Annotated in this window: 15 protein-coding genes; 13 read left to right on the top strand and 2 right to left on the bottom strand. The window is 50.7% G+C overall.

The window, feature by feature from the left end:
* Positions 1-244: 244 nt before the first annotated feature.
* Complete coding sequence (locus D0Y50_RS07655) at positions 245-1,420, bottom strand: thiolase family protein (protein ID WP_108566198.1); 1,176 nt, start codon at positions 1,418-1,420, stop codon at positions 245-247.
* Positions 1,421-1,685: 265 nt separating this feature from the next.
* Between D0Y50_RS07655 and D0Y50_RS07650 the strand changes: the two genes are divergently transcribed.
* The 13 genes from D0Y50_RS07650 to D0Y50_RS07590 all read left to right on the top strand — a co-directional run bounded on the left by D0Y50_RS07650 (position 1,686) and on the right by D0Y50_RS07590 (position 17,825).
* A complete protein-coding gene (locus tag D0Y50_RS07650) occupies positions 1,686-2,093 on the top strand; it encodes a MerR family transcriptional regulator (RefSeq protein ID WP_108566199.1) in 408 nt (135 codons plus the stop codon).
* On the top strand, positions 2,090-3,259 hold the full coding sequence (locus tag D0Y50_RS07645) for an isovaleryl-CoA dehydrogenase (RefSeq protein ID WP_108566200.1): 1,170 nt from the start codon (positions 2,090-2,092) through the stop codon (positions 3,257-3,259). Before D0Y50_RS07650 ends, D0Y50_RS07645 begins: the two co-directional genes overlap by 4 nt.
* Before the next feature lie 64 nt (positions 3,260-3,323).
* A complete protein-coding gene (locus tag D0Y50_RS07640; protein WP_108566201.1) occupies positions 3,324-4,931 on the top strand; it encodes a carboxyl transferase domain-containing protein in 1,608 nt (535 codons plus the stop codon).
* Positions 4,932-4,945: 14 nt separating this feature from the next.
* Positions 4,946-5,800: an enoyl-CoA hydratase/isomerase family protein gene (locus tag D0Y50_RS07635; protein ID WP_117316266.1), complete on the top strand. Its 855-nt coding sequence runs from the start codon at positions 4,946-4,948 to the stop codon at positions 5,798-5,800.
* Complete coding sequence (locus D0Y50_RS07630) at positions 5,800-7,797, top strand: acetyl-CoA carboxylase biotin carboxylase subunit (protein ID WP_108566203.1); 1,998 nt, start codon at positions 5,800-5,802, stop codon at positions 7,795-7,797. The genes D0Y50_RS07635 and D0Y50_RS07630 overlap by 1 nt, the downstream gene beginning before the upstream one ends.
* Positions 7,790-8,689, top strand: a complete 900-nt coding sequence (locus D0Y50_RS07625) for a hydroxymethylglutaryl-CoA lyase (RefSeq protein WP_117316263.1) — start codon at positions 7,790-7,792, stop codon at positions 8,687-8,689. The genes D0Y50_RS07630 and D0Y50_RS07625 overlap by 8 nt, the downstream gene beginning before the upstream one ends.
* Before the next feature lie 1,034 nt (positions 8,690-9,723).
* A complete protein-coding gene (locus D0Y50_RS07620; RefSeq protein ID WP_232366483.1) occupies positions 9,724-11,964 on the top strand; it encodes a bifunctional diguanylate cyclase/phosphodiesterase in 2,241 nt (746 codons plus the stop codon).
* A gap of 160 nt (positions 11,965-12,124) precedes the next feature.
* Entirely contained in the window at positions 12,125-14,008 is a 1,884-nt protein-coding gene (locus D0Y50_RS07615) for a DUF885 domain-containing protein (RefSeq protein ID WP_232366482.1), read from the top strand.
* Between the two features lie 230 nt (positions 14,009-14,238).
* Positions 14,239-14,712 (top strand): GNAT family N-acetyltransferase, encoded by a 474-nt coding sequence (locus D0Y50_RS07610; RefSeq protein ID WP_117316261.1) that lies wholly within the window; start codon positions 14,239-14,241, stop codon positions 14,710-14,712.
* An 85-nt stretch (positions 14,713-14,797) separates the two neighbouring features.
* On the top strand, positions 14,798-15,169 hold the full coding sequence (locus D0Y50_RS07605; RefSeq protein WP_117316258.1) for a MerR family transcriptional regulator: 372 nt from the start codon (positions 14,798-14,800) through the stop codon (positions 15,167-15,169).
* A 193-nt stretch (positions 15,170-15,362) separates the two neighbouring features.
* Positions 15,363-15,758 carry a carboxymuconolactone decarboxylase family protein gene (locus D0Y50_RS07600; RefSeq protein WP_108566377.1) on the top strand — a complete coding sequence of 132 codons (396 nt, stop codon included), beginning with the start codon at positions 15,363-15,365 and terminating at the stop codon, positions 15,756-15,758.
* Between the two features lie 1,054 nt (positions 15,759-16,812).
* Positions 16,813-17,205, top strand: coding sequence for a VOC family protein (locus D0Y50_RS07595; RefSeq protein ID WP_117316255.1), 393 nt, complete (start codon positions 16,813-16,815; stop codon positions 17,203-17,205).
* A 122-nt stretch (positions 17,206-17,327) separates the two neighbouring features.
* A complete protein-coding gene (locus D0Y50_RS07590) occupies positions 17,328-17,825 on the top strand; it encodes a GNAT family N-acetyltransferase (RefSeq protein ID WP_218023566.1) in 498 nt (165 codons plus the stop codon).
* 13 nt (positions 17,826-17,838) lie between these two features.
* Here D0Y50_RS07590 and D0Y50_RS07585 read toward each other — a convergent pair whose 3' ends face one another.
* Positions 17,839-19,017, bottom strand: coding sequence for an MFS transporter (locus D0Y50_RS07585; RefSeq protein WP_232366481.1), 1,179 nt, complete (start codon positions 19,015-19,017; stop codon positions 17,839-17,841).
* Positions 19,018-19,173 lie beyond the last annotated feature (156 nt).

The following is a 19,173-nucleotide window of genomic DNA, read 5'->3' as shown; positions in this document are numbered from 1 at the left end:
AATTTATTATTATTAGAGGGCTAGTCTCCTTTACCGCATATTGACTAGCCCGCTTTGAAAATATGCAAGAGTAAACCTCTAATTGCAATACATTGATGTAAAAGAATTTTTTTTAATGAAATTAACGCATTGAAATGGTTTATGTAAAAAAACCCGACACTATGGCCGGGCTTTTAATTAAGATTTGTTGCAAAATGAAGTGCTTACACAGAACATTCATTCTGACTCGTTTGTAAATATTTCTTTACAGCATTTCTATTGCTAATGCGACCCCTTCGCCGCCGCCAATGCATAGCGAAGCCACGCCCTTCTTACCGTTAGTTTGTTTTAAGGCATGAATTAAAGTCACCAGGATGCGGGCACCTGAGGCGCCTATCGGATGGCCCAGCGCGCAGGCGCCGCCTTTGATGTTGACCTTACTTTCGTCCAGCCCCAGCTTACGTACCGCCAACATGGTTACCATGGCGAAAGCTTCATTAATTTCAAACAAGTCGACGTCGGCTTTACTCCAACCGGCTTTTTCCAACACTTTTTCCATTGCACCAACGGGGGCAACCGTAAAGTTTTCAGGTTCTATAGAATGGGTGGCATGGGCAACGACTTTTGCCAAGGGTTGCAGTCCTAAGGCGGTGGCCTTCGATTCACTCATTACCAGTAACGCGGCCGCCCCATCAGAGATAGAACTGGAATTAGCAGCTGTGACGGTACCCTCTTTTTTAAAGGCGGGGCGAAGACTGGGGATTTTTTCCGGCCGCGCGCTGCCTGGCCCTTCATCTGTATCAACGGTAACCTCCCCTTTGCGACTACTATAAGTCACCGGGGTAATCTCGTCATTGAAGGTACCGTTGGAAATCGCTTCGTTGGCTTTGGACAATGAACTAAGGGCAAACTCATCCATTTGACCGCGCGAGATATTTTCAGCATCAGCGGTATCCTGCGCAAAACACCCCATAGCTTTACCGTCATAAGCATTTTCCAGCCCATCCAGCATCATATGGTCCAATACTTTACCGTGACCCATGCGGTAGCCTGAGCGTGCGTTAGGCAACATATACGGCGCGTTGCTCATGCTTTCCATGCCGCCAGCTACTACCACCGAAGCTGAACCGGCTTTAATAATATCATGCGCCATCATGACTGCTTTTAATCCAGAACCACACACTTTGTTGATGGTGGTCACACCTGCTGATAACGGTAAGTTTGCCTTAAGTGACGCTTGCCGCGCCGGCGCCTGACCCAGGCCCGCTGGTAGCACACATCCCATAATCACTTCATCGACCTGGCTAACATCCAAATCAGCACAGGTGGCCTTGATAGCACTGGCACCCAGGTCTGTGGCCGACACTGCTGAAAGTGCGCCATTGAACCCACCCATTGGCGTGCGTTTTGCCGCTACGATTACTACCGCTTCATTGCTCATAATGTATGTGCCTTATGTTGATTAACTGGTGCGCTGAGCCTGATGCTCGCGCGCCTTAATAATTGACATTCGTTACGTGGTTTACCGCGTAACGTAATGTTGCCGTATTGACGTTAAAGAATTGTTACTTTACCTTAACGTAATATGCAATTTACGTTAACGTAAACCTGAACACGTCGAGTGTCAATGCACCGCTTTCCAAGTGAAAGCGGGGTTACACGACCCACCGGTTTACAACAAGGCGTACATCACAGGATGTTGTGGAATGAGTAATCCCCAATCTGAACCGACCTATACTATCGGCGAGCTGGCACGCGAGTTTGCTATTACCCCTCGCTCTATCCGGTTTTATGAAGAGCAAGGGTTAATCAGTCCCGCGCGTACCGGGCAAAACCGTATCTACTGTAACAAAGACCGCGTCAGGTTAAAGCTAATTTTACGTGGTAAGAGGTTAGGCTTTTCGCTGGCTGAAGTGAAAAACCTGTTTGAACTATACGACACTAATCCGGATTCGGCAGTGCAGTTAGAAACCATGCTGCAATTAACTGAACAAAAACGGGCCGTGCTGACTCAGCAATTAGAAGATATCACTATGCTAATGCAAGAGTTGGACGATGTAGAAGCCCGCTGTCAGGAAGAACTGTCAGAATTGAAACGAGGAAACATTGCATGAACACTGGCTACCCTACTCTTAATTTCGGCCTGGGCGAAGATATCGATATGCTGCGCGATCAGGTTTATCAGTTCGCTCACAATGAAATAGCACCGTTAGCTGCGAAAGCTGATGAGGACAACGCATTTCCCAACCAACTATGGCCCAAAATGGGCGAGATGGGTCTGCTTGGGGTGACCGTAGGTGAACAATACGGTGGTAGCGAGATGGGCTATCTGGCCCATACAGTTGCGATGGAAGAAATTAGCCGGGCCTCGGCGGGTATTGGCCTGAGTTATGGTGCGCACTCCAATTTGTGCGTGAATCAAATCAACCGTAACGGCACCGACGCGCAACGCGAAAAGTATTTACCTAAACTGGTCAGTGGCGAGCATATCGGAGCCCTGGCCATGAGTGAACCAAATGCCGGCTCAGATGTGGTCAGTATGAAATTAAGGGCTGACAAACAAGGCGATATGTATGTGTTGAATGGCAATAAAATGTGGATCACGAATGGCCCCGATGCCCATACATTTGTGATATACGCCAAAACTGATACCAGTGCCGGACCCAGAGGCATTACGGCTTTTATTGTTGAAAAAGACACCCCCGGATTTTCCCATGCGCAAAAGCTCGACAAACTGGGTATGCGTTCTTCCAATACCTGCGAGCTGATTTTTGACAACTGCGCAGTGCCAGCGGCCAATATACTGGGCCAGGAAGGTGACGGCGTTAAAGTGCTGATGAGCGGCCTGGACTATGAACGACTGGTACTGTCGGGAGGCCCGTTAGGCATTATGCAAGCTTGTATGGATGTGGTGGTGCCGTATATCCATGAGCGACAACAGTTTGGCCAGTCCATTGGTGAGTTTCAACTTGTTCAGGGCAAGGTGGCCGATATGTATACCCAGATGAACGCAGCCCGGGCCTATGTTTATGCGGTCGCACGTTCCTGCGACCGCGGCGAAACTACCCGTAAAGATGCAGCGGGCGCCATTTTATATTCTGCGGAACTGGCCACCAAGATGGCGCTGGATGCTATACAGCTACTTGGCGGTAACGGATACGTTAATGAATATCCCACCGGCCGGCTGTTACGCGATGCCAAGTTATATGAAATTGGTGCGGGCACCTCTGAAATCAGACGCATGCTAATTGGCCGCGAATTATTTAAAGAATCCGAATAATCTATTTGCTGCAGGCTGGCGACAGACACGGTGGCCGCCTGCCCTTTTTGTACTGGAGGGACACGTGCCCGTACTTAATTCCACTATTAATGTAAAAGCCGAAGAATTCACGCATAACCACGCCCATATGCAAGCGCAGGTTGAGGATTTACGTGAAAAAGTCAGCCACATAATGCAAGGCGGCGGCGAACAGGCCGCGCAGCGGCATAAAGACCGCGGTAAATTGCTCCCCCGCGAACGTATTGAAGCGTTACTAGACCCCTGCACACCCTTTTTGGAAATTAGCCAGTTGGCAGCGTGGGAAGTGTACGATGATTATGTCCCCGGCGCCGGTGTTATCGCTGGCATAGGGCGGGTGGCAGGGGTTGAGTGCATGGTGGTAGCCAATGATGCAACGGTTAAGGGGGGGACGTATTATCCCCTAACCGTGAAAAAGCATTTACGGGCGCAAGCGATTGCCGAACAGAATAACTTGCCGTGTATCTATCTGGTAGATTCAGGTGGCGCTAATCTTCCCCGACAGGATGAAGTCTTTCCGGACAAAGACCATTTTGGCAGGATTTTTTTTAATCAGGCCAGAATGTCGGCGCAAAATATTCCCCAAATAGCCGTGGTAATGGGCTCGTGTACCGCCGGTGGCGCTTATGTGCCTGCCATGGCCGATATAAGCATCATTGTAAAACAGCAAGGCACCATATTTTTAGGCGGCCCGCCGCTGGTAAAAGCGGCTACCGGAGAGATTGTCAGCGCAGAAGAGCTGGGCGGCGGCGATGTTCACACACGTACCTCTGGGGTGGCTGACCAACTCGCTAACAATGACCATCATGCGTTAAGTTTAGCGCGGGATGCGGTAGCGCGGTTGAACCGGGTTAAACCCTCAGTAATGGACATCAAACCAGCGTGTGAGCCGCTTTATCCGGCCAGTCAAATCTATGGCATTATCCCGGCCGACGCACGAAAAACATTTGATGTTCGGGACATTATTGCCCGGCTTACCGATGGCTCCGAATTTGATGAATTTAAGCCTTTATATGGCACCACGTTGGTATGTGGGTTTGCCCGCCTTTATGGCATGCCAGTAGGTATCGTGGCAAATAACGGAATTTTGTTTGGCGAAAGTGCCTTAAAAGGGGCGCACTTTATTGAATTGTGTGCAATGCGCAACATTCCGCTGGTGTTCTTACAAAATATCACCGGGTTTATGGTTGGTAAGCAGTACGAAGCCAGCGGTATCGCTAAGCACGGCGCAAAGATGGTTACGGCAGTGGCCTGCGCCAATGTGCCCAAACTTACCGTTTTAATTGGCGGTAGCTTCGGGGCTGGAAATTACGGTATGTGCGGCCGTGCCTATGATCCGCGGTTTTTATTCATGTGGCCAAATGCCCGTATTTCGGTAATGGGTGGTGAGCAGGCCGCCGGGGTGTTGGCTCAAGTTAAACGCGACCAGAAAGAACGTGCTGGTGAACAGTGGCCGCCAGCAGAAGAGCAAGCGTTTAAACAACCGGTAATAGATACCTACGAGCGTCAGGGGCATCCCTATTATGCGTCTGCCAGGCTATGGGATGACGGCGTTATTGACCCAGCAGATACCCGACTGGTATTGGGTTTAGCATTATCCGCAGCGTTAAATAAACCTATTGAACCGACTCAGTTCGGCATCTTCAGAATGTAAGGAGCGCACCTGTAATGACTACTTTTTCAGCCACATCCGGCGAATTTTCCAGTTCAGCGGCCAGCGCCCGCGACGAGGCGCCGACCCCAGTTACCTATAGCGTTGATAAGCGGGGAGTGGCTATCGTCACACTGAATAATCCCCATAAGCACAATGCTTTTGATGATGGCATGATTGCCACCCTGACCACGTTGTTCAAACAGGCGGCCGAGGATGACTCGGTGCGGGCCGTGTTGTTGCGCGCCCAGGGTAAAAGCTTCAGTGCCGGCGCAGATTTGCAGTGGATGCAACGTATGGCTGGCTATAGCGAAGCACAAAACCAGCGTGATGCAATGGCCCTGGCAACAATGCTACAAACGCTGTATACCCTGCCCAAACCGACCATCGCCCGGGTTCAGGGCGCAGCTTTTGGAGGTGCCGTAGGGCTGATAGCCTGTTGTGATATTGCTATAGGTAGCCGTTTAAGCAAGTTTTGTTTAAGCGAGGTCCGCATTGGTCTCATTCCTGCCACTATCGCGCCTTATGTAGTTGAAGCGATGGGGGCCAGAGTATGCCGCCGCTATTTTCAAACTGCCGAGGTTTTTTCTGCCCGTCGGGCGCGCCGCCTTGGCTTATTGAGCGAGGCGGTGACCGAAGATGAGCTTGATAGCACTATTGACGAGATTATCACGCAGATACTCAAAAACGGCCCACAGGCGGTGGGACAGGCAAAAACGCTGGTGGAATATGTAGCGGGCGTCCCCATAGACGCCGCATTGATGAGCAAAACCAGTCAGTGGATTGCTGCCATACGCGTCAGCGACGAAGGCCAGCAGGGCCTGCAAGCTTTTTTGGCTAAACAGCCCGCCCCCTGGCAGGAGACTAACTGATGATCAGTAAAATATTAATTGCCAACCGCGGCGAAATAGCCTGCCGAATTATCCGTACCGCCCGCAAACTGGGTATCAGCACAGTAGCGGTGTACTCTGAGGCCGATAGCCAGGCATTGCACGTCAGTATGGCCGACGAAGCGGTGCTTATTGGCCCGGCACCGGCAAAAGACAGTTACCTGAAAAGTGACGTGATTTTGCAGGTAGCTAAGCGGCTACGGGTGGATGCGATTCATCCCGGCTATGGCTTTCTATCAGAAAACGCCGCGTTTGCCAGGGCCTGCGATCAAGCCGGAATTATATTTGTGGGGCCTCCAGCGCAAGCAATTGCCGCGATGGGCTCTAAGTCGGCGGCGAAAACCATTATGCAGCAGGCCGGTGTGCCGTTGGTGCCTGGTTATCATGGCAACGACCAGCACCACGACGTGTTATTGCAACATGCTAATGATATGGGTTATCCGGTATTATTAAAGGCGGCCGCCGGAGGCGGGGGTAAAGGCATGCGCCAGGTATGGCGCGAGGCCGAATTTACCGAGTCGTTAAACGCCGCCAAACGCGAGGCTATGGCCAGCTTTGGCGATGAAATAATGTTAGTCGAAAAGTATCTCACCCAGCCCCGTCATGTTGAAATTCAGGTATTTTGCGATAGCCACGGCAATGGTGTTTATCTTTATGAACGCGATTGCTCGGTACAACGCCGGCATCAGAAGATCATTGAAGAAGCCCCTGCCCCGGGCATGTCTGCGACATTGCGACAGCAAATGGGTGAAGCGGCATTAAAGGCGGCCCATGCGATTGATTATATCGGAGCCGGTACGGTTGAATTTCTGCTTGATGAGGATGGCCGCTTTTATTTTATGGAAATGAATACGCGGCTGCAGGTCGAGCATCCGGTTACCGAAAAAATCACCGGCGAAGACTTGGTTGAATGGCAAATTCAGGTAGCCGACGGCCATCCGTTACCCAAATCTCAGGATGAGCTACGGCTGCATGGCCATGCCTTTGAGGCGCGCTTATATGCAGAAGATCCACAACACGATTTTCTCCCCGCAACCGGCACCCTTACGTTACTTCGCCCACCCGCCACCTCTGAGCATGTGCGAGTGGATACCGGGGTGATGCAAGGTGATGAAGTCAGTGTCTATTATGACCCGATGATTGCCAAACTAATTGTGTGGGACACGACCCGTGAACGCGCACTACAACGTCTGCTGGGGGCGTTGCGGGATTATCATGTAGCCGGTGTTACCACCAATTTACCGTTTTTGTACAATGTCGCGGCGCACCCGGCGTTTCGCCAGGCTGAATTGGTCACCACGTTTATCGAAAAGCATTACGCTAGTTTGTTTAATGCGCCAACAGCGCTGGACGAGGAATTGTTACCCTTGGCAGCCTTATTGGTGCTGGTAAACAGAACCTGTGCTGTCTTGTCCCGCGGGGAGTCTTCGCCCTGGGCGCTGCCACTGGCATGGCGGGCTAATCATCAGTTATCAGAAACGCTAACGCTAATGATTAACCAACAACGCTATACCCTGAATATTATTCATCGCGGAACACCAACGGCGCCTTGTCAGTGGCAGGTGAGCACCGCCACCGCAACGTATCAGGTTAGCGGGCGGTGTGAGCAGCAAACGCTGCACGCGCATATCGACGGTTATCAACAACGTATAGGTTACAGCCAGGACGGCAATCACTTTACGGTCTTTAGCCGTGCCGGAACGGTCGAGGTAATATATGAAACACCTGACGTGGGCGAAGCAGACGACAGCCCGCACGAGAGTAGTTTTACCGCGCCCATGAATGGCACGATAGTCGAGACCACGGTGCCCGTAAATAGTCATGTCACCAAAGGCACTACCCTGCTGGTGATGGAAGCAATGAAAATGGAGCATGCCATTAAAGCGCCCAGCGCAGGCAGTGTTACCGCGTTTTTCTACACCGCGGGCGACTTAGTCGATGGCGGTGCCCCTTTATTGGAGTTTAGCGCGGATGAGTAATCTTCCTGAGCGCGTTACCCTGGTGGAAGTAGGCCCGCGCGATGGCTTGCAAAATGAGGCTGCCCGGTTATCTACCGAGACTAAAGTCACCTTGGTTGAATTACTGGCAGAGGCCGGTTTATCGCGGATTGAAACCGGCAGTTTTGTATCCCCTAAATGGGTGCCACAAATGGCTGATTCCGCCCAGGTTTTCACTAAAATACGGCGTAGGCCAGGGGTAAGCTACAGTGCGCTTACACCTAACATGAAGGGGTTTGAAGCAGCCCTTGCCGCCGGTACGGATGAGGTAGCAATATTTGGTGCGGCCTCAGAGCACTTTAGCCAGAAGAATATCAATTGTTCAATTGAAGAAAGCCTGGCCCGGTTTGCGCCAATCTGCGAAGCGGCGCAGACCGCGGGGATTAAAGTACGTGGGTATGTGTCGTGTGTGCTAGGCTGTCCGTATGAAGGTGACGTTGCCGCAGAGTCGGTCGCCCGGGTGGCTAAAAGCATGGCAGAGATGGGCTGCTATGAAATATCGCTGGGCGATACTATCGGTACCGGCACGGCGCTTAAAACAGCCGCGATGTTACAGGCGGTAATAGCCGTAGTGCCGGCGAAGCAGCTGGCGGTACATTTTCACGATACCTATGGCCAGGCATTAACGAATATTTATGTGGCCCTTAGCCAGGGTATCAGCGTAATTGACAGCGCTATAGCTGGGTTGGGCGGTTGTCCTTATGCCAAAGGTGCCAGTGGAAATGTAGCCACTGAAGACGTGCTGTATATGCTCAATGGTATGGGCATACACACGGGTATATCGATGGATAAACTTTTAGATGCCACACGGTTTATCAGCAAGGCACTTGAGCGCAAACCTTTGTCTAAAGCGGCCAACGCCTTAATGGGGTAAACCTGTATGGGTTTTCCTACCGCGGTTAGTCCAATATGTTGTTACCCGGCGCGGTGATAAAGTCGGTGGGAAGTGCCATTGGTCACGTTAGATACTAACGTCTTGGCCGCTTATGCACTGGCGCCCCCCTCCGTGTCGCCGCAGGTTTCAGCTTGGCCCACTTCGCCGCGCCCTCACTGTTACACTACAATGCCCGTCGGGGGCATATCGCTGCGGGTAAGACATTACGTAATTGACGAATAAAAAGAAAGCTGGTTCCCTGTGTGTATTGCCAACTCGCTTTGCGGTGTGTAGTGCGCTTACGTGCGGCAACAACGGCAAATAAGCTACTAAAGGTGGCGACGATAGTAAGACCCTGTAATAGGATGGATTTTCCAGCTAAACGGGACCGAAGAGAATAACCTGGCGAGTTTGTATTCGCGCCCCACGTAAGCCGAATTGCGCGTGGCGAAGAACACCCTATGCAGGCCCGGTAACGCCCCAAGGTATCCCCTATAAAAAAGACACAATATGTTGGCTGATACACGGCCCCTATAGTATTTTGCTAACCCCGCCGGCTTGAAGATATTTTTACCTATTTATTGAGCCCTGGCTGTATTGAGTCTCTGGCTCAGGACTTATGCTGCCCAACAAGCAAACTTCACACGGGTAACATCGTTTAGATGGTATGCCCTTTATAGTCACTGTAGAGGTAAGTTATTCGCGGTAGGCAGTGAAAAATTTAAGTCACATAGAATCAGCTATTTCTAATCCACCAAGGGTTGCGGCAGCTAATGCTAGCGATGGTTTGCATCGGTCTTTTGGGTTCGCTGTATTGACCATCTTCTAGTTAAGGTTATCCCCTCTAGAAGGTATACCCCAATCTGTTTTGTGCTTGATAATGGGCGGGCGCCTTTATACTTTAGGATAAGCTTTCGCCCTTTTTCGCTGGGAGTCGGCCGATGCCAGAATCCTTCGCTCGACAAGCGGTTTCAGCTGTTATATTTTATTCCTTGCTGAGGATTAAAAACAATAATAAAACAGGCAGTTACATCTTGATACAGCTTATTACTCGCACCTTGAAGCAATACCTGTTATTTGACCAACACCATTTGAAAACCACCGATAATACGGTCTGGAAATTAAGTGTTATTCGCTTGGTGCTAGCCAGTGGCATAATACTTACGTTGGGCATCGTAGTGCATTCTTCTTATGCCGCGTATACCCAAAAACTGTATCATGTGTTAATACTCACTTTCGGCTTTTCAGCATTACTGTGGGGTTCACTTACCTTAAGTAAGGAACAGATATCGCTGGCTACCGGTTTGTTAACCGGCACTATTATTCTGGCTGCGTTTTGCATTTTATTTTTCACCATTGATCTGGTTTACGCCCGTTACGGGTTACTGCTGTTTTTTACCCTGCCAATTTTTCTGCGGCTGTTTTATGGTACTAAAGCGGCCATTCTAGGCATGTTACTGAATATACTGCCATTCATATTACTACTTAGAAACCAGCCGGTAGCGCCATTATTTGATATTGATATAACCTTACCCCACACACACACCTATTTAAGCTCTCTTATATTTTTGTTCCTGAATTTCTGTTTGCCGGTCGCCGTTATGCGCGTGCTAGCCTCTTTGGAAAAACAGTCGCTGATGAACCGTCAGCATAGCCGTAATATGAGCAAGCTGGTAAAGCGTTATCGGGAAATTTTTAATAATGGCGGCACCCCCTCGTTCTTTTGTGATCAGCATGGAAAAATTTTGCAGGCCAATAAGAGCGGCCGCAAACTACTGCATGGCACCCCGGTATCCTGTGAGTATCTGCAGCAGCTGTTCACCTTGGATAAACCCATGGCCCCAGACAAAAGTGAAGTGACCGCGCTACGCCATTTACCTGACTCCCGGTTTCGGCTTCAACCGGCCAGCTTAATACACCATACAAAACAACTTGTTCATTGCTTTGATATTTCCGAAACCGCCACCGCAGACAAAAAATTAGGCCAGATGCGTCGCCACCATTTTACCCGTCACTATGCAGATGCGCTCACCGCGCTAAAAAACCACCATTACTGGGCCCAGCAATATCCCCATTCCGCCCCGCCAGGATGTACCGTAGCACTATTGAAAGTCGCCAACTTACAGGATATTAACCTGCAGTATGGATTTAGCGCCGGTGATAAATTTTTGCTGGCGGTGGCGCGCCAACTTCAGGCCAGCCTACCTTCTAAGGTAGGTATTTTCCGTTTTCCTGGCGCCAAGTTTTTACTCACCGTGGATAACCAGACATGCCCCGTGGAAAACATGAGCAAATGGTTAACGGGTTACTTGCCCACCACCATTGATACAGGTAACCCGAATCTGCCCCAGCGGACTGTGCACTGGCGCTCGGGTTACTGCAATGCCGCGCTGTTTGATGTACCCGGCCGGCTTATTGAAGCCTGCGCGATGGGCTTAAGCCAAACCAGTGCGGGGCAACCCAGCAGACAGTATGATCGAAATATCGTTAAATTACTTCGACAGGATAGCCGCAACAAGGACCGGGTAAAACAGTTGTTGGATACAGGCAGCCTGCAGTTATGGTTACAGCCGCAGGTTACTACCGAGCATACGATTATCGGCTTTGAAGTTCTGGCACGACTGTACGATGCTGAAGCTGCTGTCATACTGCAGCCTTACCAGTTTTTACCCCAGGTAGAAAAAAACCAGTGGCATTTGCTGCTCACACAACAGGTGCTGACGGCCACTATCGAGATGATAGAGCATTGGCCAGCGGCTATGCCTGTAGTGCCGCTGGCCGTCAACCTCTCCGGGCCAGAACTGCTTAATGACATATTTTATGAAAAGCTGCTGCGCCACTATTCAGAAAAGCCTCAGTTGCGTTCCCGGCTGAAGCTTGAGCTGACCGAGACCTCGGTATTGGCCAGTCACGAGGAAACCAAAAAGCGGCTTACTTCATTAGCCAATGTGGGCGTAACGATCATTATCGACGACTTTGGAACAGGCCATGCCTCGCTCTCCCAGCTTATTGATTTATCCGCCTCAGTCCTCAAAGTGGATCGTGAGTTTGTAGAGCGCATTGAAAGCTCAGAGCGCCATCGTAAAATCGTTAAGATGACACTTGAATTAGCCCACGCGCTCGGTATGGACGCCATCGCGGAGGGGGTAGAAACGGAGGCCCAGCTGGCCAGACTTACCCAAATGGGGTTCACCCTGTTTCAGGGTTATTTGTTTGGTAAACCTGCCCCCCTTGCTAGCTGGTCACACTTAGTGGCAGAGGAAAGCGGCGCTTAAGCAAAGCGTTTGGTTGCTTACTGGGCGGGTTAAACAGCGTAAAACGTCAGGTAGGCATACTGTATTGCCTACACCATTAGCGCACAATAGGTAGCAAGGGATGCTTTTGCGCAATACCCAGCACCACCCATAATAACGATTAATTACCAGGGGATACACTGTGAAACATAATATATGGATAGTCTCTTTACTTGCTGCGGGCATTGCCACCGGCTGTAATACCACCGCGTCCTCGCCTACGCCGGATAACGGCGCGCCCCAGGCCAGCGAGCAACCGACGAATGAAGCAGCCACCCTGCAACTCGCTGAGATTGTAGATGCTGGCACCACTACCTTTTTGCGCCAGCAACCTACCCTGGCCACCATGTTGGCCCTATCTGAGCTTGAAGGGGGCGCCGACTACAACAGCCGGTTCCCTGATTATTCCACCGCTGGCATGCAAAAGATGCAAAACAGTATGGCCAGCGCGGCGCAGGCGTTACGTCAAATAGACCGCCAGGGTTTAAGCCCTGCGGATCAAACCCACCAGCAAATTCTGACCAATATCTTTAACTACTACGCGGGCGACAAAGCATTTAAAGCCGGTTATATCGATACCTGGGGCGGGCACCTGCCGTATATTATTAATCAGATATCCGGGCCGCTTATTGACATCCCCAAGCTGATGCAGGTGCAACAGGCAGTGACCAGCGAAACCCAGGCCCGGGCCTACCTTACACGGCTACAAAATATCCAGGGCCTGGTAGATGCGGTCATCAGTAAATATAAGCAAGACGCTGCGGGCGGCGTCCTCCTGCCCGCCAACCTGCACCCGAAAACCCTGGCGTTTTTTGACCGCTTTTTAGACAGCCCGGCCGCAGAACATGCCCTGGTGACATCCTTTGCCAAGAAATTAGAGAACGTGGAGTCGATAAGCGAGCAACAACGTACTCAATGGATAGATCAGGCCATTGAGTTAGTCAGTGACGTGGTTTATCCGGCATATCAGCGTGCCCGGCAAGCGGTTGCCGAGACCCAGCAGCGCGCCAGCCAGAATGACGGAATCTGGTCACAACCCGACGGTGATGCCTTTTATGCTCACGCTATCCAGTATTTAGGCGACTCGACGTTTACGGCAGAACAGATACATCAGATTGGACTGGATGAAGTTACCCGCATATCACAACAAATGGACCAGATTTTAAACGCTAACGGTTATACCACCGGCAGCGTAGGTGAACGTATGATGCAGTTGGCTTCATTGCCCGGGCAGATATATCCGGCTACCGACGCCGGCCGACAGGATCTACTGGATTATCTGAGCGAAGAAATCGACACTATTATGGCAAAAGCGCCAGCGTTTTACGGCACGTTGCCCGAGCAAGCTGTTGAGGTTCGTCGTATACCGCCTGTCTCTGAAGCGGGGGAAGCCGGTGGTTTCTATACCCCGCCATCGCTTGATGGTAGCCGGCCCGGTATTTATTGGATAAACCTTCGCGATATGCAGGCAGTACCCAAATTTGGTCTTAAAACACTGACGTATCACGAAGCTGTGCCGGGACATCATTTTCAAATTGCCCTGAATATGGCGCAGCAAGATATTGGCCTGCTGCGTCAAAACGCACCATATAATGCCTATGTTGAAGGCTGGGCACTGTATAGTGAATACGTGGCAGCTACGTATATGGACATGTACACCGATGATCCGCTAGGCGATTTGGGCCGTTTGCAAGCCGAACTGTACCGCGCCGTCCGCCTGGTAGTGGATACGGGTTTACACGCCAAGCACTGGACTCGGCAACAGGCTATAGACTATTTTCATACTACAACCGGCACATCGTTGTCGGATGTGGTGCCTGAGGTAGAGCGCTACATGGCGTGGCCGGGGCAGGCGTTGGGGTATAAACTGGGTATGCTGCAGTTTGTTGCCTTAGAACAACAGGCCCGCGATACCCTGAAGAGCAAATTCGACATACGCGCTTTTCACGATGTTGTTCTACTTCCCGGCGCCCGGCCGATGGCGTTGGTTAAACAAGATGTAGAGAATTGGATAGCCACTCAGTAATGCTTTGTACTGTAGCGCACGGTGTTAGAACCTATTCACCCGTGCGCTACCCTTAACGCCTAACCGCCCCCGCCTTTCGGCATTCTTTGGTATACTGGGCTACAGTTTTAAAGCCAGGTACGTTTACCATTCGCCCTTCTATCGTGTACTTACTGGCAGTCAAAAAACCGCCATACCTGAGCGCAAATTTGCTAGTATCGCGCTTTAGGACCTCACTACCAACTTAGTTTATGACCAGGTTCACCATTCGCCAGGACGACTTAACCGATGGTGCGATTGTTGCGCTATTACAAGCACATCGCCGCCAGATGCAACGGTATTCACCCGAACAAAGTATCCATGCCTTAGATGAGGCTGCCCTTTTCTCACCGTCACTGACATTTTGGTCGGCTCGCGCTGATACTCTGTTAGCAGGTTGTGTGGCACTCAAAGCCTTGTCCGCCGATAGCGGTGAAATAAAGTCCATGAAGACGGCTGAGCCTTACTTGCGTCAAGGTGTGGCGCAACAGTTGTTACATACGGCGATAGTCGAAGCAGGACGCCGTCACTATCGCTGTGTGTATCTGGAAACCGGTACACACGCTGCGTTTTTACCGGCCATCAGACTATATACGCGCGGTAAATTTATACCTTGCCCCCCCTTTGCCGATTACGTTGAAGATCAATTTAGTGCCTTTTACCAGCTGACGCTGGATGACCAATAAGCAAGCCCTACCACACGGCATAAAGCGCACATTTTTGTATTGCATAGCTGTACAATAAACCCACGGTTTTTGAAGGGGGATTAATATGAATGTTGCTGAGTTTTCAAAACGGGTCGGCCTGAATCCGCATACGGTGCGCTATTACGATAAACTAGGTCTGTTGGATAAAGTCCAACGTTTAGCTAACGGCCACCGTTATTTTACGCCCAAGGATGTTGCCTGGGTGGCGTTTATTCAACGATTGAAAGCGACGGGTATGCCGCTGGAAGATATTCTTACTTACGCCACATTACGTAAAGCTGGCGCACCGACCTTAGCTGCCAGGCACCAACTGTTATGCGACCACGCCACACAGGTAGAGCGTAAGCTTGTTGAACAGCAAGGTCACTTACACCAGCTAAAAGAAAAAATTGGACTGTACCAATCTGCACTATGCGGTGAAGTAAACCTTGACTGAGAGCTTACTCAAAGGCGTAAGGTGGATTTTCGCTACCCGCGAATGTTGCTTCCCATGCATAAACCCGTAGGCAAATGAAGGCGGTAACGCATTGCGCCTTCTTTAGCTTTAATTGCAACCGGCTATTTATGGCGGTTTGTATAGCGGCGGTTTATTCAACGCAAGCCAAGTAAGATTAACCGAGGCCGAAATAATGAAAAATGCAGAAAATGACCGCTATACCAGAGGATGGAAAAAACTTCAGGAGATAGACGGCGAAGCCGGGGAAAGTGTTATCGCCGCGTTAAACGATATTGCACCTGACCTGGCTCGATACACAATTGAATACCCCTTCGGAGATATTTATAGCCGGCCGGGCTTAGATCTTAGGTCACGAGAGATAGCCACCGTGGCAGCACTATCTGCGATGGGCAATGCTGCGCCCCAGTTAAAAGTACACATAAATGCTGCGCTAAATGTGGGATGTACGGCCCAGGAAATCATCGAAATCATTATCCAAATAAGCGTCTATGCTGGCTTTCCGGCAGCATTGAATGCCGCAGGTGTGGCAAAAAGCGTATTTAGTGAACGGGGCATCAGCAGTGTATAAAACGCATTATGCAAAACCAAAACAGGTTGTTGCCCTGGATACGTCTGTTTGTCAGTAAGCGCGCACCGTCTACCGGTATAAAAATCCTCATGACCGTTTGTTGTTCTGCGTGATGACGCATTAAGCCGTAACTTAGGCGCCGCAAGCGATATGGCGTGGCTAAGCTGACTCTCCGGTAGACAGATTGCAGGGCTGGCTGGCCACAAGGCCGCGCTAACCCCACCAGGGCCGGCCTATATACAACGCTATAGGCATAATATCTGAGCCTCAGAATTGAAAATGAGGATAAAGATAAAGTTATTTCAGGTTTGTTGATGCTGGTATTGAGGGCTTAGGTTGACCCCGCCCCTGGCGCTAAATCGGCGCATGGCGCTAAATAGGCGCATGGAGCTAAATAGGCGCATGGAGCTAAATAGGCGCATGGAGCTAAATAGGCGCATGGCGCTAAATAGGCGCATGGCGCTTGTCGCTGAGCGTGAACTTACTGGCGGTGGATGAGCCAGGCCGGCGCACCAGTAGCTGCTCAAGTCCGGTTTCTTTACACCCGATACTGTTAGCACCTCACATGTCTATATCGATAGTCAAGGGCCGGTAAATAACACGCCAGCATAACCCTCACCTCGGACGGTACGCCCTTATGTTGGGAATGATATCCCTATCTTTAAGCAGGTGTGGCTGCACACATCGGTGCCTGAGCTTCGAAGTTTATAGTGATGCACAGCCGCTACTGGTCCTCATTAACCGTTAACAAGATGTTGTCGGGCCAATATCTGTCAGAGCTATATATTCCGGGCGGCCAGTTGCCGAGCTCATAAATGGTTAAAAATCATGCAGACGTTAGATATAATCACGTGAGGAGGCGGCAAAAATACCCGCCAATAAGCGACGTAGCGCCAGCGCAGGATGCGGATAACACGTTTTATGCAGCGCATGCCTACAGGGTAGAGCGCGGCAAACCAAAGCACCCTTCGTGTGATGCTCGGCGGGTACACTTACTTATGCACGCCGTGGCTGGCACGCCGGGTCCATGTGTGAAGTAAACAAGGAGCTGTCAATGGAGTTAAATCAGGTAACTATACCGGTACGTAATATGCCTGAGGCCACGGCGTTTTATCTTAAGCTTGGTTTTACCCTGATTGTAGATACGCCCGACTACGCGCGTTTTGCCTGCCCACAGGGCGACTCCACATTGTCGCTTTATCTGGAAACCGAAAATTTTGCTAATGGCGCAACTTTGTATTTTGAGTCGGAACGCTTAGATGAACGGGTGGCAGACCTCATCGCCAGGGACGTAGATTTTGTCCGGCTTCCTACCGCACACCCCTATTTATGGCGAGAGGCAATACTAAAAGACCCTTCTGGTAACCGAATAAAACTATACCGTGCAGGCCAGCACAGGCTAGCCCCGCCATGGAAGGTGAATATTCATCGCGATAACTCACCCTGAAATGATGATATAAGGTGCAGTGGGGAGGTTTTGACGAAATAGTTATATTATTGCTGGTTAATTAAACCTGTCGTTGGCTACACTGGCCGGGCGGGCAATCACCTGGATTTAGTAAAAACATTATGCATACCACGACGTCAGCCACGATGGAACACGCGCAGGTACACCTGCTTCCTTTTGGTGCGCCTTTCGCGAACGCCAGTACAGAGACCAGCCCATCGCCGTTTAGCGCTATATTGGCAATTTTGCAGCAGTTGCGCCCCCATCTGGACGAACTCTCGTTGCGACATCAGCTTGCGCGGCAACAACAACAGGGCTATCAACTGGCGTATATTGAACATCAACACGCCATTCACGCGGTGGCCGGGTTTGTCATACGCGAAAACCTTGCATGGGGTCGCCATATTTATATTGATGATTTGGTAACCGACGCCGGGTATCGGGGCCACGGTGCCGGGACTGCCTTATTGCAATGGGTATGTGAATATGGCCGCGACCAGAAATGTATACAAGTACATCTTGATTCAGGCGTACAGCGCTTTGCTGCGCACCGCTTTTATTTAAAGGAACAATTTGCTATTACCAGCCACCACTTTGCCTTTAGCCTGACCCATCGCTGACTGCAGTACATCTTCAGGCTTTTTCCCGGGGCAGGCAAAAGGTCAACAACATAGCCAGGACCAGCACGGCAGCCATGATATACACCACCGAAAATCCTATAAACGGTTTAATAAGCGCATAAAAGGCGCCAAAGCCGAGTAGTATCAAACCTATCGCCGTGTTACTAAACGCAACAAGTTCGGTTCGCCCCTGCCCTTTTTTAACATCCAAGCTGTAGGTTTTTCGCCCTGTACGCACCCCGGTATGGGCCACCGACAAAATAAAAAACAACACGCCTGATAACCATACCGAAGGTGCAGTCAGGCTCAGTAGTCCGGCGCAGGCCAGCAGCGCGATAGCGCCAGCAATTTGTAAGGTAAGTCGGGCACTACGATCTGATAAGCGCCCCCACACGATGGACGATAACATAGTGGCGCCAGCCTGAGCGGCCAGATAAAACGGTAGCAATTGCTGGGGGCCAGCTTCGTTTTCCAGCATAAAATAAGGCGCAACCAAAGCTGAATGTACAAACAAGCCGCGTACCAGTACGAACCGGTAAACCACCGCGTCGAACTGCCAAAAGGCCACCTTATTGGAAGGGGTGTCCGTGCTGGTTTTCTGCTGCATACGAACATAGGTTTTTACCGGCAGTAAAAACAGCAATGCACAGCAAAACCCGGCTGCTGCTAAGGTAACTAATGCCGTGATAAGGGTCATGCCCAGGGTCGACTGGAACATCACTAGCGGTACTGCTATCAGCAGCGTTAAAATGCCTGACAAAGTAGAAGCCCTGCCCAGCAATTTGCCCCGTTCGCCCTTTGCGGCAATGTCTGCTTCTATGTCTTTTACGGTGAGCGAACAGGCAGAACGGCCCAGGCTCAACAATACCAGAGCGCCCAGAATCACCCAGCCGGCGTGAGCGCCTTCCATTAGCAGTGCAGCGCACAACATGCCCGCACATGCGATAATCTGTACTGCCATACCCGCCCGCCATACGCCATGCCGGGCCGCTATTTTACGGAGTAACACACCGATGGCAGCTTGCGGGAGTAACGCGCCGGATTCGCGTATAGGTACCAGCCACCCTACCATCCAGGCAGGCGCCCCCAGGGTGATTAACAAGGCGGGCAACGTCGTTTTAGCCGATATCAAGAGGTCAGCAAGTTTGCTGGCGGATAAGCTGCCAATAAGTCGTTTTTTTTGCTTGTTCACCGATTGCTGCTCCGCGTTCATTTATCGTGTCAGACTAAAAGCGATTAATGCCTATAAAAGCGCTCCTATATCTATCAGCATATAAGGGGAAATCAATCGCACATTCTACGGTAAAAGTATGACGCGAGATCAGCATACTGCTTTGTTATTCGGTTT

It is taken from the genome of Salinimonas sediminis (assembly GCF_003429285.1).
GTDB classification, from domain to species: domain Bacteria; phylum Pseudomonadota; class Gammaproteobacteria; order Enterobacterales; family Alteromonadaceae; genus Alteromonas; species Alteromonas indica.
Note: the sequence above shows the minus strand (reverse complement) of the source record. Positions and strands in the feature narration are given on the sequence as shown.

Excerpts from the sequence above, each read along its gene's own strand:
- D0Y50_RS07655 (WP_108566198.1), bottom strand. The coding sequence starts at position 1,420 with ATGAGCAATGAAGCGGTAGTAATCGTAGCGGCAAAACGCACGCCAATG.
- D0Y50_RS07650 (WP_108566199.1), top strand. The coding sequence starts at position 1,686 with ATGAGTAATCCCCAATCTGAACCGACCTATACTATCGGCGAGCTGGCA.
- D0Y50_RS07645 (WP_108566200.1), top strand. The coding sequence starts at position 2,090 with ATGAACACTGGCTACCCTACTCTTAATTTCGGCCTGGGCGAAGATATC.
- D0Y50_RS07635 (WP_117316266.1), top strand. The coding sequence starts at position 4,946 with ATGACTACTTTTTCAGCCACATCCGGCGAATTTTCCAGTTCAGCGGCC.
- D0Y50_RS07630 (WP_108566203.1), top strand. The coding sequence starts at position 5,800 with ATGATCAGTAAAATATTAATTGCCAACCGCGGCGAAATAGCCTGCCGA.
- D0Y50_RS07625 (WP_117316263.1), top strand. The coding sequence starts at position 7,790 with ATGAGTAATCTTCCTGAGCGCGTTACCCTGGTGGAAGTAGGCCCGCGC.
- D0Y50_RS07610 (WP_117316261.1), top strand. The coding sequence starts at position 14,239 with ATGACCAGGTTCACCATTCGCCAGGACGACTTAACCGATGGTGCGATT.
- D0Y50_RS07605 (WP_117316258.1), top strand. The coding sequence starts at position 14,798 with ATGAATGTTGCTGAGTTTTCAAAACGGGTCGGCCTGAATCCGCATACG.
- D0Y50_RS07600 (WP_108566377.1), top strand. The coding sequence starts at position 15,363 with ATGAAAAATGCAGAAAATGACCGCTATACCAGAGGATGGAAAAAACTT.
- D0Y50_RS07595 (WP_117316255.1), top strand. The coding sequence starts at position 16,813 with ATGGAGTTAAATCAGGTAACTATACCGGTACGTAATATGCCTGAGGCC.
- D0Y50_RS07590 (WP_218023566.1), top strand. The coding sequence starts at position 17,328 with ATGCATACCACGACGTCAGCCACGATGGAACACGCGCAGGTACACCTG.